We start from the raw sequence: 13,881 nt of genomic DNA on the forward strand, positions 1-13,881 counted from the left end.
TTCGCTGCTGCTTATTGCAGCGATACCCAGCTAAGCGCAACGTCCGGGATTGAAATCTCCTACACTTAACCCCATGCTAGAAAACATTGCCAAGCGCCTGAGCGCTTTATTCACCTCATTCCAAGGACTGCGCATATGACCAACCCTTTATTGACGCCTTTCGTGCTGCCACCGTTTTCTCAAATCCTTCCTGAGCATGTTGTTCCCGCCGTGACCAAAGCGCTGGACGATTGCCGGAACGCGGTGGAAAGCGTTGTCGCGCAGGGCGGCCCGTATACCTGGGCGAATCTTTGCCAGCCGCTGGCGGAAGTGGATGACCGTCTTGGTCGCCTCTTCTCGCCGGTCAGCCACCTGAACTCGGTGAAAAACAGCCCGGAACTTCGCGAGGCTTACGAACAAACGCTGCCGCTGCTCTCTGAATACAGCACCTGGGTTGGGCAGAACGAAGGGTTATACAACGCCTACCGCGATCTGCGCGACGGGGAGCATTACGCTTCGCTGAGCATCGCTGAGAAGAAATCGGTCGATAACGCGCTGCGTGATTTCAAATTGTCGGGCATCGGCTTGCCGAAGGAGAAACAGAAACGTTACGGCGAAATCGCCGCGCGTCTCTCTGAGCTCGGCAACATCTACAGCAACAACGTGCTGGACGCCACCATGGGCTGGAGCAAGCTGGTGACGGACGAAGCGGAGCTGGCCGGTATGCCGGAAAGCGCGCTGGCGGCGGCGAAAGCGCAAGCGGAAGCCAAAGAGCAAGAAGGCTGGCTGCTGACGCTGGATATCCCGAGCTATCTGCCGGTGATGACCTACTGCGATAACCAGGCGCTGCGTGAAGAGATGTATCGCGCTTACAGCACCCGCGCTTCCGATCAAGGCCCGAACGCCGGGAAATGGGACAACAGCCCGGTGATGGCAGAGATCCTCGCGCTGCGCCACGAGCTGGCGCAACTGCTGGGCTTTGAAAGCTACGCCTTTAAATCGCTGGCCACCAAAATGGCGGAAAACCCGTCGCAGGTGCTGGAGTTTTTAACCGATCTCGCCAAACGTGCGCGTCCGCAGGGCGAAAAAGAGCTGGCGCAGTTGCGCGCTTTCGCTAAAGCCGAGTTCGGTGTGGATGAGCTGCAACCGTGGGATATTGGCTACTACAGCGAAAAACAGAAACAACATCTTTATAGCATCAGCGACGAACAGCTGCGCCCGTACTTCCCGGAAGAGCGCGCAGTGAACGGTCTGTTCGAAGTGGTGAAACGCATTTATGGCATCACCGCCAAAGAGCGCAAAGATATCGACGTTTGGCACCCGGATGTACGCTTCTTCGAACTGTATGACGAGAGCAACGAGCTGCGCGGTAGCTTCTACCTGGATCTCTATGCTCGCGAGAACAAACGCGGCGGCGCCTGGATGGACGACTGCGTGGGTCAGTTGCGCAGAGCCGATGGTTCGCTGCAAAAACCGGTGGCTTATCTCACCTGTAACTTTAACCGCCCGGTGAATGGCAAACCGGCGCTGTTTACCCATGATGAAGTGATCACCCTGTTCCATGAGTTTGGTCATGGCCTGCATCATATGCTGACGCGCATTGAAACCGCCGGCGTGGCGGGTATCAGCGGTGTGCCGTGGGATGCAGTCGAACTGCCGAGCCAGTTTATGGAAAACTGGTGCTGGGAGCCGGAAGCGCTGGCGTTTATCTCCGGTCATTACGAAACCGGCGAGCCGCTGCCGCAGGAGCTGCTGGATAAAATGCTGGCAGCGAAGAACTATCAGGCGGCGATGTTTATTCTGCGTCAGCTGGAATTCGGCCTGTTCGACTTCCGCCTGCATGCCGAGTTCAGTCCGGAGCAAGGGGCGAAAATCCTCGAAACGCTGGCAGAAATCAAACGCCAGGTTGCGGTAGTGCCGGGGCCGTCGTGGGGGCGCTTCCCGCATGCGTTCAGCCATATTTTCGCCGGTGGTTACGCGGCAGGTTACTACAGCTACCTGTGGGCCGATGTGCTGGCGGCAGATGCGTTCTCCCGCTTCGAAGAAGAGGGGATTTTCAACCGCGAGACCGGGCAGTCGTTCCTCGATAACATCCTGACTCGTGGTGGTTCGGAAGAGCCCATGGATCTGTTCAAACGCTTCCGTGGCCGCGAGCCGCAGATTGACGCGATGCTTGAGCATTACGGTATCGAAGGCTAATGCATTGAAAATCTGTTTGCTGGATGAAACAGGCGCCGGAGACGGCGCCTTATCTGTTCTTGCGGCCCGCTTTGGGCTGGAGCAGGACAACGACAACCTGATGGCGCTGGTGCTCACGCCGACGCATCTGGAGCTACGTAAGCGCGACGAACCGAAGCTCGGTGGGATTTTTGTCGACTTTGTCGCCGGCGGCATGGCGCACCGGCGCAAGTTTGGCGGCGGGCGCGGTGAAGCGGTGGCGAAAGCGGTTGGCATCAAAGGCAGCTATCTGCCGGAGGTGGTGGATGCGACCGCCGGGCTTGGGCGCGATGCGTTTGTGCTGGCATCGGTGGGCTGTCGGGTACGGATGCTGGAGCGCAATCCGGTTGTCGCCGCATTGCTGGAAGATGGTCTTAATCGCGGCTATGCCGATGCGGAGATTGGCCCGTGGCTGCGTGAACGGTTGCAGTTGATTCACGCCTCAAGCCTGACCGGCCTTGCGGATATTACACCGCGCCCGCAGGTGGTTTACCTCGACCCGATGTTCCCGCATAAGCAGAAAAGCGCGCTGGTGAAAAAGGAGATGCGGGTGTTTCAGTCGCTGGTTGGCCCGGATCTGGATGCCGACGGTTTACTTGAGCCCGCGCGCCAGCTCGCTATTAAACGCGTGGTGGTTAAACGCCCGGATTATGCACCGCCGCTGGCAGGGTGCGCGACCCAATCGGCGGTCGTCACGAAAAGTCATCGCTTCGATATTTACCCCGGTTCCGGCGAGTAATCATCCGCGGTCACAGAAGACAGCATGGATTGCGCCCCGGAAAGGTGTACTAAAAACGTGCCATTTCTGTGAGATTAAAATCTCCGGACAACGCGAAGCTAAAACCTGTTGATGACAACGCTCACCGCATGGGGTTTTCCGTAAGCAATAAAAAGCCCGGCCGCATTGCGCGAGCCGGGCGGTATTTAGCCTAACGTTTAGCCGTTAGCGAAATATCAATCTTCTTCTTCATCCCGTAGCGGGACAATCAGCATATCGACGTGCACGGTGTTAATAAGCTGACGCGCGGAAGACATTAGTTTGCTCCAGAAGTCCTGATGGTGGCCGCACACCACCAGATCCATATCGTATTTCTTAATAGCATCCACCAGTACTTGCCCCAGATCGCCGCTGCCGCTCAGGGTTTCAGTGATCGGGTAACCTGCGTTGGTGGAAAGCTCGGTCAGTGCCTGATGCGTTTCGTCGGAGATTCGTTTTTGCATATCGCCGAGGTTAACGTCGATAAGGCCTGTATAAAGATCGGAGTAGTTTACATCGACATGAATCAGGGAAATTTTCGCGTTGTACGGTCGCGCCATGGATACCGCTTTCTCAACCAGCAATTTGCTTTCGGGGGAGAGATCGACTGCGATAAGGATATGTTTGTAAGCCATAGTGTTACTCCTTCCATAAGTTGTCGATGACCATCGGGGTTAAAACCCCCTGATGCTGTTGCACTGCGCCCGCATCCTGCGTTTCACGTGAGCGTAGCGCCCGGCCTTAAAGATCTCATTGTGAAGATATTTCTACCTTATAACGCTCTTTTAGCACCGTCAATCAACCTGGATCACGATTCACTTAAGCCAGATTTACAGCCAGATGCGTTGATGACGGTGATGCTGGTGGCAAAAAAATAAACTGATCTCCTACACTATAAATAAACCGTACGGAAAACAGACGGTGTCCCTCAGTTGTCTGGCGCATGGAAGCGAAGTCAATTGCGGGACACCGCCTGTGTTGTCATCCCGTACGGCGATTAATACTCTTCGTTGTTTGGCTTGGTTGGGTATCCGGGAGCGAGGGTCCAGGAGCGAATCTCTGTGGGCGGTCGCCGGGGAGGGGATATGGTAATCAGCACTGTTGCGCTGTTTTGGGCTTTGTGTGTCGTATGTGTGGTTAACATGGCGCGTTATTACTCATCGCTGCGCGCGCTGTTAGTAGTACTTCGCGGATGCGATCCTCTACTTTATCAATACGTGGACGGTGGCGGCTTTTTCACTTCCCACGGTCAACCGAGCAAACAGATGCGGCTGGTGTGGTATATCTACGCCCAGCGCTATCGCGACCATCATGATGATGAATTTATTCGCCGCTGCGAGCGTGTGCGCCGTCTGTTCATTTTAACCAGTTCGCTCTGCGGTCTGGTGGTCGTAAGCCTGATCGCGCTGCTGATTTGGCACTGAATTGAAATCATAAAAAAACGGGCCAGCAAGCTGACCCGTTTTTGTCGTGCGCGAAAAACGCGTTAAATCAGATGCAGCGACAGCCAGTAGAGCACGCCGGACAGAATAATCGATGCTGGCAGGGTGAAGACCCAGGCCATCAAAATATTGGTCACGGTTTTGCGCTGCAGGCCACCGCCGTCGACGATCATCGTCCCGGCAACGGAAGACGACAGTACATGCGTAGTGGAAACCGGCATCCCGGTATAACTCGCCAGACCAATAGAAACGGCGGCCGTCATCTGCGCGGACATGCCCTGCGCATACGTCATGCCTTTCTTACCGATCTTCTCACCGATGGTTGTCGCCACGCGACGCCAGCCAATCATCGTACCTAAGCCTAACGCCAGCGCGACGGCCATGATTATCCAGATTGGCGCGTACTCGATGGTGCTCAGCATATCGCCTTTCAGCTTCTTCAGCAGACGCTGGTCGTCAGCGCTGACTTCCGGCTGCTTCGCCACCTGATCGGTGATATCAGACAGGCAGAGCATAATGCGACGCAGCTGGCTGCGTTGTTCCACTGGCAGTTTGTCGTAGCTTTCAACGTTGGTCAGCATCGTTTTCGCGCGATCCAGCGCCATAATGGCGCGGCCCGGATGGCAATGGAACTCACCCGGTTGGGTGGCCACTTCTTCCGGCGTTGGAATGAGCGGATCGACACCGGTCGCTTTTTGCAGCAGCGCCGGATGTTGCTGGAAGTACGTTTCCACGTTGTTGACGGCATCACGCGTACGGGTGATGTCGTAACCAGAGGCATTCATATTGACCACGAAGCCCGCAGGCGCAACGCCAATCAGCACCAGCATAATCAAGCCGATACCTTTCTGACCGTCGTTCGCACCGTGCGAGAAACTCACGCCAATCGCGGAGAGGATCAGCGCGATACGCGTCCAGAACGGCGGCTTTTTCTTGCCGTCGATTTTCTCGCGTTCAGCGGGGGTCATATGGATGCGCGCACGTTTTTTCGTGTTGCTCCAGTAACGACGCAGGATAAACACCAAACCGCCAGCGAAGACCAGGCCTACGATCGGTGAAACGATCAGCGAAGCGAAGATATTCAGCACTTTCGGGATGTTTAACGCGTCCACCACTGAGGTACCGGTCATCAATGCATTGGTTAAACCAATACCGATAATCGCGCCAATCAGGGTGTGGGAGCTGGAAGCAGGCAGGCCCAAATACCAGGTGCCAAGGTTCCAGATAATAGCGGCCAGCAGCATGGAAAAGACCATCGCCAGACCATGCGCAGAGCTAACATTCAGCAGCAGATCGGTCGGCAACATATGCACGATCGCATACGCGACGCTCAACCCACCCAGCAAGACGCCGAAGAAGTTAAACACCGCTGCCATCACGACCGCCAGCTGAGAACGCATAGCGCGTGTATAAATGACGGTTGCTACGGCGTTGGCTGTGTCATGGAAGCCGTTAATAGCTTCATAGAACAGAACAAAAACCAGAGCAAGCAAGAGTAATAGCCCGGTATGAAGATCCAGGCCGGCAAACAAATGTACCATAGGTCGTTAAGCCATTTTGAGGACATGAACGCGGCGCATTATCAGGGACATTGGCAGCGTCGGCAAAGTGAATTATGGATTTTTTTTGACATTATTTCTTAAATTAAACTGGGATTTTAAAATTAATTTATATTTTTCAATGCCCTGTTACCTTTCGCGCGTATTCACGCTGGTGCGACCAGCGTGAACTCTTTACAATCCGCCACGATTTATCAATGAGGGTGAAGTTGTGGAAAAGTTTGATGCCATTGTTATCGGCGCCGGTGCGGCGGGCATGTTCTGCGCGGCGCTGGCCGGGCAGGCGGGCCGTCGGGTGTTATTGCTGGATAATGGCAAAAAACCCGGCCGCAAGATTTTGATGTCCGGCGGCGGACGCTGCAACTTTACTAACCTTTATGTCGAGCCTGCGGCATATTTGAGCCAAAACCCGCATTTTTGCAAATCTGCGCTGGCGCGCTACACCCAGTGGGACTTTATCGATCTGGTCGGTAAATACGGCATCGCCTGGCATGAAAAGACGCTGGGGCAGCTTTTTTGCGATGATTCGGCGCAGCAAATTGTCGATTTGCTGGTGGCCGAATGCGAAAAGGGCAACGTTATCCAGCGCCTGCGTACGGAAGTGCTTAGCGTTGAGCACAACGACGATGGCTACACTTTGCAACTCAACGGCGAAAGCGTGCAGGCGAAAAATCTGGTCATTGCTTCCGGCGGTTTGTCGATGCCGGGGCTGGGAGCCTCGCCGTTTGGTTATAAAATCGCTGAGCAGTTCGGTTTAAAGGTGCTGCCAACGCGCGCCGGGTTAGTACCGTTTACCCTGCATAAGCCACTGCTGGAGCAGATGCAGACGCTTTCCGGCGTCTCGGTGCCATCGGTGATTACCGCCGAGGACGGCACGGTTTTCCGCGAAAATTTGCTGTTTACCCATCGGGGATTGTCCGGCCCGGCCATTTTGCAAATTTCCAGCTACTGGCAGCCGGGTGAATTTGTCAGCATCAACTTGCTGCCCGATGTCGATCTGGACGGCTTCCTTAATCAGCAGCGCGATGCGCACCCGAATCAGAGCCTGAAAAACACGCTGGCTTTGCAGTTGCCAAAACGGCTGGTGGAGTGTCTGCAACAGCTTGGACAGATCCCGGATGTCACCTTGAAACAGCTCAATAGCCGCGAGCAGGAGAATCTGGTTGCGCTGCTGACGAACTGGCGCGTGCAGCCGAATGGTACCGAAGGGTATCGCACGGCGGAAGTGACGCTCGGCGGCGTCGATACTCATGAGTTGTCGTCGCGCACCATGGAAGCCCGCAATGTGCCGGGGCTGTACTTTATTGGTGAAGTGATGGATGTCACCGGCTGGCTTGGCGGGTACAACTTCCAGTGGGCGTGGTCGAGTGCCTGGGCCTGCGCACAAGCCTTAGCGGCGGATCCTTCTGCCTGAGTCCGCGCTGCGATGAATAAAAAGCCCTGCCCGGGCTTTTTTATCGCCGGTGAATCGCTCATGTTTCTTTTGTTACAGCGGTACGCTTGAGCCGGTGGAGACGAGAACGCTTTCAGGAAACGTGCGGTGTTTGCTGAGGTTGTACTGGTCCACGGTTTCGAACATCTGGGCGAAAAGGGCATCGTCTTTTTTCGCCCAGAATGTCTCTAAATCATCCCCGCCCCATATCTCGTGGGTATGACATACAAATTCCAGCAAACCGCTTTCATGCGGCGTGAAGTCGATACGTTTGGCGCTATTTGCCGCAATAATGTATTGATAGAAAAGCACGATCTTACAGTCGCAGCCTTGCGCGTTGTACAACGACAGAAATGCGTTGAGATGTTCCCGTAAAAGGGAGAGATCCGAATGCTCGGTGATTCTGTGATGATAGAGAAACACAAAATCTTTTTTGCCCCGGTATTGTAGCTGGCGGGAAATGCGGCGTTGAAATGCGCGGCTGTCTTCTTTAATTCTTAGCGGGTCATGATGGGTGAATTCAAAGCCCAGCATATGTCTTTCGCTGTATTGTCCCACGCATTTTTCGTAAAACGTTGAACGCACAACAGTATGCTCACCATCCGGGAAATGTTGTAAATGCTCTTTTTCCAGCAAATGGCGATAATCGTCTTTTTCCATTTGCAGAATATATTCAATATTCGAGCGGCCAGATGAAAAAACGGAACTGAAGGATTTTCGGTTATGTCGGCGAAGAATATCATCGGGAAGGCAATTCTCACCCAATGAAACCCAAAGTACTTGCGAAGTGAAATTATTGCGATATTTCCATTTTTTATGCAGGTTGCGCATCGTTCTTTTCAGCGATTTGAGGTTATCTCTCACGCGTTGTTTAATGGCTTCGCCTTTCATCAGGGGCACCTCATGTTGTTATTACACCATTCCAGATAAAGCGATGAGTGACCTTATCGCTGCAGATTTTATCTATTCCGCTGCCTCTAAATGTATGTGCAGCGTTAAGGCAAGTTATTGTTATATTTATTCTTGTCTGACGCAGGGTTGCTATTCTGCGTAGGCGTTGTGAAATAAAGAAATTCGCTTTATTACCCGTGGTAAGTAAATGACGGACGAATGTGTGACATCCGCTATTACTTCTCTTTGCGGATTTTAAAATAAGAAATTTTTGTTGATGGCCTGGTGGTGATTATTTCTTTGGCAGAAGAAATAAATTATGCCAGCCATAATAATAAAGTTAGATCATATACATGATATATCCTAAGTTATGCTCTTCATTAAGAAATTCCTCGCGGCACGTTGCATTAGCGCCATGAACAGGAGATAAATTTGATATAAAGACTCACACGCCGTTACATATTTTACACTTTGTCTTGCCTTTACCCCTCATCAGGAAAATCTCAAAATCGTCCGTCCGGCTTGATGCAGGTCGCGGAATTAAAATAAAGCCGCGTCAATTTTTCGTGGAGCCGATTGTTTTTACGCCTTTAATATTTGCCGTCCTCTGCCGATAACCTCAGCACGCCCTCTGTTGCGCAATGACTGAAAAATATCTCTGACAAGGAATGAGAATGAAAACCGGCACGTTACTTCTGCCTGCACTGCTTGCCACCGCTATTAGCGCTCAAGCCACTGATTACCCTGAAATCCAGGGCAAAAAAATCGTTAGCAACACAGTAAACCCGTTGTTAATGCTGCGTGTGAACGACCGCATTTCCGCCATGAATCAGGTGGTGTTTGACGACGGGCAACACATTAACCGCTGGGATGGTTTTGATTGCACCACCAACAAAGCGGTGAAGCTGTACTGGGAAATGCTGGATGATAAAGACGCGGTGGTTCGCCGCTTCTACGGCGACAGCTACGACCGTTACGCAGAGCCACAACCCCAAAGCGCGCTGGATGATATTGCTAAAAATCTTTGCCAGGCTTCCCGACTGAAAAACCCAGGCTGGGTCTATATCGAGAAAATGTCGAAATACGACACGCCAATCCTGCTGGATACGGCTTCTGTGTTGCGGGTTAATGAGTTAGTGATCGCTAAAATTGGCTTTGAATACAGCGAGATCACTTTCGATCCGCCGTATGACGCGCCCTACGATTTGAAACTTGAAGTACATGGTTATAACTGTGAAACCCAGCATGACAATGTGATTGCCGGGCTGGATATCACGCCCGAAGGTTATGTCTCGGACAGCCTGACCGGTAAAGCGGCACAGCGTCGCGCGGACACATTTGTCAACACACCTGCCACCGCCGCTGCGTTCAAACAGCTTTGCGCCATGAGCACGCCAGCTGCGTTTAAAGGGGAAGGGGTGTATGTTCCGTCAACGAAGAAAAAAAGCGTTTCCTCCACGTCTGGCCCGGGTCTGCCAGACTTCACCAACAATTCACCGCAATGGATGGCCCAGTTCCCGCTGCACGCAGATATCGAAAAACAGGCTCTGCAAATCGTTAATCCGTGGGCCACACCGCGCTTTAAAAAGCTGACATGGAACATGCAGTGGAGCGATAACGATGTCGTACCGATGCAACTCGATGTGCAACCCAACGGGCTTATGCTGCTGCTGGAAAACTACAAAATGTTCAAGGCGCAGCGCCTGACGATGGGCAACCTTGGGCAGTTAAAAGGAGCCATCAGCCTGAGTTACACCCCAACGGTAACCCGTGAACTTCACACCAATCTGCGCTTCCCGCTGCACCAGGGGCAGACATTCACCTTTGATACGGTGGCACCGAAAACGGGCAAAGATGAGAAGAATACGGTGATCAATCGTCGTTGCGAAGTGACCGGCAGTGATGACGCGCACCAGGTAAGCAGTGTGCTCAGCGGACGTTACTGGAAAGTCGCCTGCGAGATTGAAAGCGATGGCGACACGCGAAAAGAGACGCTGGCCTGGCTGTCTGATTTGAACGTCTTTATGCCATTAACCCAGTGGGTAAAAGGCAAAGAGGTACCGGTGAAAGTGACCAATATTGAAGTCACACGCTAGTCAAACGTAAACCTGAGCCGGCTGGCTCAGGTTTACTCCTCAATTCTGGCCGTGTTGTAGCGGCTTTTTGGGTTCTCCATATTCTCTTCCGTTTTTCTTCATAATTTCCCGACATTTCACACCCATAATCCCCGATCGCGCGCTTTGCTCGCAAAGCCATTTTCGTTAATAACTCTATTAATTTCGGTAAGTTACGTTCAATTATCACGTTAATTATTGCCGCTATTCTCCTCATTGCCTGTCAGTGTTTTGTAGCAACATAAGTTATATGCACAGCACAAACAGGAACTATAACAATGTCTTTAACTTCAGAATCAGACGTTTCGTCTGAACGATTTCTTGGAATGGCGCCTTTTTTGCGCATGAGTATCGCCGGCGTTGATTTTTCCGCCATTACGCAGCAGATGATTGCACAGGCAGAAAATAACCCCGACAACGCTGTCCTGTGGATGAATCTCGCCACCGCCATGATGAGTCTCAGGCATGAAGCGCTGGGCTTACAAATTCAGGAACAAGCGCTGGCAATGCAGCGTGTCTATTACTGGCCAGCGCGCCAGCCCGCGACATTACGGCTGTTGATGCTCATGGTGCCCGGTAACCTCTCTGCCAACATCCCGCTTGATTGCCTGCTGGAAGAGAGCGACATCGATTTGATCTACTACTTTGTTGATCCGAACGCTGAAAACCCGCTTACGTCGCCGCTACCTGAACATGATCTGGTGATGGTGGCAATCGGAGCCAGCGATGAGCAGGAGAGCGTGCTATTGCGCCTCGAATATGCCCTGCGCGGCTGGTCGAAACCGGTACTTAACCCGCCGAAAAACGTCCCTACTTCCGAGCGGCATAACGCCAGCTTGCTGCTGCAAAATGTGCCTGGTTTGGTTATCTGCCCGGCGCTGCATGCCACCCGGTCAGGGCTGCAGGCGGTGGCATGCGGACAAGAAACATTGCCGCACATTGTCGAAAACCATGACTTTCCGATAATCGTGCGCCCGGTGGGCAGCCATGGTGGACACGGGCTGCAAAAAATCGATGCGGCGGATGAACTGGAGTCTTATCTGGCGCAAACCGCAGGCGATGATTTTTTTGTTTCGCGCTTCGTTGATTACCGCGGCGCTGATGGGATGTTTCGCAAAATGCGGTTGGTGTTGATCGGCGGTAAGCCGTTTGCCTGTCATATGGGTGTTTCCGCGCACTGGATGATCCACTACGTCAACGCCGGGATGTATGAAGATGCGGATAAACGTGCGCAGGAAGCGCGTTTTTTTAATACCTTCGCCAATTTCGCCGGACGTCATCATGCCGCACTGGCCGCCATCAGCCAGCGCACCGGGCTTGAATATATCGGTATCGACTGCGCGGAAACCGCAGATGGCGAGCTGCTGATCTTCGAAATTGATCCGGCCATGGTGGTCCACGCCATGGACGATGAAGCCATGTTCCCCAATAAGCAAATTCATATGCATAAAGTCAAAACCGCGATGCGCGAGATGTTATTTCAGCGCGCTGGCGTTTCGTTTTAACCTTTTTTCAGGCAGGGAAAATATGTCACTTAATCCAAATAATGCCCTCAACTTTTCCGGCGGGCCGGGCGCGCTGCCGGACATTGTCTTACACCAGGTTCAACAGGCAATCATTAATGTCCCGGAAGCCGGTTTATCGATCCTTGGCATTAGCCACCGTTCAGAATGGTTTGAGAATGTGGTGCGGGAAACCGAAAACAACATTCGCACGCTGCTCGGTTTGCCCGCCGATTTCCATATTCTTTTTTTGCAGGGCGGCGCAACACAGCAATTCTCCATGGTGCCAATGACGATGTTGCGCGGCAAAAAACACCCGGCGGAGTATTTCGACACCGGCTACTGGAGCCGCAAAGTGATCACCGAAGCGATGCGCGAAGGCCCGGTTCGCGTTATCTGGAGCGGTGAAAAGGAGGGCTATCGCCGCCTGCCTGGCGATGATGAGCTCGACTTCTCGCCCGATGCGCCCTACATCCATTACGTCTCGAATGAAACGGTAGAAGGTCTGCAATTTAACCGCATTCTGGGGGGCGATGACGTGCCGCGCGTCTGCGACATGTCCTCAGATTTTTTATCTAAACCGTGCGACGCCGGAAAATTTTCACTGATCTACGCCCATGCGCAGAAAAACATTGGCCCGGCGGGTGTGACGATTGTGCTGGTGCGCGACAGCGTGGTGCAAAACGCGCCGCACAACCTGCCAGCCTTTCTGGACTATCGCCGCCAGGTGGAATCCCACTCCAATCTGAATACGCCGCCGGTGTTCGCCATTTACGTTGTGTTGCTGGTCACCCGCTGGCTGCTTAATGATGTTGGTGGGCTGGAAAACATGGCGCAAATAAACCAACAAAAAGCGCGGCTGCTCTACAGCCTGATTGACGACAGCAACGGGTTTTACCGCAACTGGGGCGATGCCGCTTTCCGCTCCGATATGAACGCCGCATTCACGCTGCCGACGCCGGCGCTGGAAGATAAATTCCTGCACGACGCGGCAGCAGCGGGCTTCTCCGGCCTTGGCGGCCACCGGGCGATCGGCGGCGTGCGCGCTTCCATCTATAACGCGCTAACGCTCGGTGCGGTGGAAAAACTGGGCGAATTTATGGAGGACTTCCGCTTTAAACAACAGGCAAAAGCGTAATTTTCCAGAGCCATGCGTTGAGGTATGAATCAACGCATGGCGCTATCAGTAGCGGCGGAATGAAGAGAGTTTATGCAACTGGCGGCCGCGACCGTCAAAGTTGTCCTCGTTCAGCCAGCCATTCATCATTGAGGAGAGACCCGACCATTCGCGCACGGTAATCGAGAACACCGTAATATCGCTAAGCCGCCCTTTACGAATTTTCTTCTCCCGCAAAATTCCTTCTTTCACAAAACCAATACGTTCCGCCGAATGAATCGCGTCCGCATTATAACTGCCGGTGCGCCATTCACATCTGCGATACTTCAACTGATCGAAAAAGTAAGACAAAACAAGGTAAAGACTTTCGGTACTCATGCGGGTTCTTTTCATTAATGGCGTCCAGTTAACGTCACCAATATCGAAAGAACCATTTTCCTGATCGAATTTCCCGGTATAGAAAATGCCTTTTATTTGTTTATCGGCTTTATCTTGTACCGCGAAATAGATCCTGTCAGGGCGTGATGCGAGATTTCTGAGATAGGCATAACATGCGGTCATATCTTTCGGCCGGGGATCTTCAAGGTAGGTCCAGTCCCGGTCATCATCAATGCTTTGCCATTCCGGGAAGAGATCTTCCGCGTGATCCACGACAAGCGGTACAACGTCGCAGTAACGGCCTTTAAGCGAAATTTTTTCTGGCAGCGGGCGTTTTGTCCAGTCCTGGATCTCCTGACCAATGCGCTGTCCATACTGATTAAAAAATTCCATTATCCCCTCCTGATTATTACGAATTTAATCCTGCTTAACTCTTATTTAATGGGTGTTAAATGGCAATGACATATAGAGCTATATTTTATCGGCATATAAT

General features: G+C 52.7%; 11 protein-coding genes. 7 read left to right on the forward strand and 4 right to left on the reverse strand.

The genetic code is table 11. The annotated features are described in order from the left end of the window. Positions 1 to 135 precede the first annotated feature (135 nt). On the forward strand, positions 136 to 2,178 hold the full coding sequence (gene prlC, locus JKP81_RS07820; RefSeq protein WP_200551283.1) for an oligopeptidase A: 2,043 nt from the start codon (positions 136 to 138) through the stop codon (positions 2,176 to 2,178). A 4-nt stretch (positions 2,179 to 2,182) separates the two neighbouring features. Beyond that, the gene (gene rsmJ, locus JKP81_RS07825; RefSeq protein WP_200551284.1) at positions 2,183 to 2,935 is read left to right on the forward strand and encodes a 16S rRNA (guanine(1516)-N(2))-methyltransferase RsmJ; all 753 of its coding nucleotides are present in this window, start codon (positions 2,183 to 2,185) and stop codon (positions 2,933 to 2,935) included. A 215-nt stretch (positions 2,936 to 3,150) separates the two neighbouring features. On the opposite strand, the gene uspA is transcribed toward rsmJ, so the two are convergent. Then, a complete protein-coding gene (gene uspA / locus JKP81_RS07830) occupies positions 3,151 to 3,588 on the reverse strand; it encodes a universal stress protein UspA (protein ID WP_007369617.1) in 438 nt (145 codons plus the stop codon). 450 nt (positions 3,589 to 4,038) lie between these two features. On the opposite strand from uspA, the gene uspB reads away from it, so the two are divergent. Next, entirely contained in the window at positions 4,039 to 4,377 is a 339-nt protein-coding gene (uspB, locus tag JKP81_RS07835) for a universal stress protein UspB (protein WP_017458289.1), read from the forward strand. Positions 4,378 to 4,439: 62 nt separating this feature from the next. Here uspB and pitA read toward each other — a convergent pair whose 3' ends face one another. After that, positions 4,440 to 5,936: an inorganic phosphate transporter PitA gene (gene pitA, locus JKP81_RS07840; protein WP_200551285.1), complete on the reverse strand. Its 1,497-nt coding sequence runs from the start codon at positions 5,934 to 5,936 to the stop codon at positions 4,440 to 4,442. Between the two features lie 229 nt (positions 5,937 to 6,165). Here pitA and JKP81_RS07845 point away from each other — a divergent pair, with 229 nt between their 5' ends. Continuing rightward, positions 6,166 to 7,368, forward strand: coding sequence for an NAD(P)/FAD-dependent oxidoreductase (locus JKP81_RS07845; RefSeq protein WP_200551286.1), 1,203 nt, complete (start codon positions 6,166 to 6,168; stop codon positions 7,366 to 7,368). Positions 7,369 to 7,440: 72 nt separating this feature from the next. Here JKP81_RS07845 and JKP81_RS07850 read toward each other — a convergent pair whose 3' ends face one another. After that, on the reverse strand, positions 7,441 to 8,217 hold the full coding sequence (locus JKP81_RS07850) for a DUF1796 family putative cysteine peptidase (protein WP_234455555.1): 777 nt from the start codon (positions 8,215 to 8,217) through the stop codon (positions 7,441 to 7,443). Between the two features lie 734 nt (positions 8,218 to 8,951). Here JKP81_RS07850 and JKP81_RS07855 point away from each other — a divergent pair. From JKP81_RS07855 to JKP81_RS07865, 3 genes are all read left to right on the forward strand, one after another. Further along, positions 8,952 to 10,373 carry a hypothetical protein gene (locus JKP81_RS07855; protein WP_200551288.1) on the forward strand — a complete coding sequence of 474 codons (1,422 nt, stop codon included), beginning with the start codon at positions 8,952 to 8,954 and terminating at the stop codon, positions 10,371 to 10,373. Positions 10,374 to 10,717: 344 nt separating this feature from the next. Then, positions 10,718 to 11,896, forward strand: coding sequence for a RimK family alpha-L-glutamate ligase (locus JKP81_RS07860; RefSeq protein ID WP_234455556.1), 1,179 nt, complete (start codon positions 10,718 to 10,720; stop codon positions 11,894 to 11,896). 22 nt (positions 11,897 to 11,918) lie between these two features. Further along, positions 11,919 to 13,031: a phosphoserine transaminase gene (locus JKP81_RS07865; protein ID WP_200551290.1), complete on the forward strand. Its 1,113-nt coding sequence runs from the start codon at positions 11,919 to 11,921 to the stop codon at positions 13,029 to 13,031. A 45-nt stretch (positions 13,032 to 13,076) separates the two neighbouring features. On the opposite strand, the gene JKP81_RS07870 is transcribed toward JKP81_RS07865, so the two are convergent. Beyond that, positions 13,077 to 13,781 (reverse strand): GNAT family N-acetyltransferase, encoded by a 705-nt coding sequence (locus JKP81_RS07870; RefSeq protein ID WP_020455632.1) that lies wholly within the window; start codon positions 13,779 to 13,781, stop codon positions 13,077 to 13,079. Positions 13,782 to 13,881: the final 100 nt, after the last annotated feature.

This window comes from Kosakonia sp. LAM2021, assembly GCF_016620385.1.
GTDB classification, from domain to species: domain Bacteria; phylum Pseudomonadota; class Gammaproteobacteria; order Enterobacterales; family Enterobacteriaceae; genus Kosakonia; species Kosakonia sacchari.

Excerpts from the sequence above, each read along its gene's own strand:
- pitA (WP_200551285.1), bottom strand. The coding sequence starts at position 5,936 with ATGGTACATTTGTTTGCCGGCCTGGATCTTCATACCGGGCTATTACTC.
- uspB (WP_017458289.1), top strand. The coding sequence starts at position 4,039 with ATGGTAATCAGCACTGTTGCGCTGTTTTGGGCTTTGTGTGTCGTATGT.
- JKP81_RS07855 (WP_200551288.1), top strand. The coding sequence starts at position 8,952 with ATGAAAACCGGCACGTTACTTCTGCCTGCACTGCTTGCCACCGCTATT.
- JKP81_RS07865 (WP_200551290.1), top strand. The coding sequence starts at position 11,919 with ATGTCACTTAATCCAAATAATGCCCTCAACTTTTCCGGCGGGCCGGGC.
- JKP81_RS07860 (WP_234455556.1), top strand. The coding sequence starts at position 10,718 with ATGGCGCCTTTTTTGCGCATGAGTATCGCCGGCGTTGATTTTTCCGCC.
- JKP81_RS07870 (WP_020455632.1), bottom strand. The coding sequence starts at position 13,781 with ATGGAATTTTTTAATCAGTATGGACAGCGCATTGGTCAGGAGATCCAG.
- prlC (WP_200551283.1), top strand. The coding sequence starts at position 136 with ATGACCAACCCTTTATTGACGCCTTTCGTGCTGCCACCGTTTTCTCAA.
- uspA (WP_007369617.1), bottom strand. The coding sequence starts at position 3,588 with ATGGCTTACAAACATATCCTTATCGCAGTCGATCTCTCCCCCGAAAGC.
- JKP81_RS07850 (WP_234455555.1), bottom strand. The coding sequence starts at position 8,217 with ATGCGCAACCTGCATAAAAAATGGAAATATCGCAATAATTTCACTTCG.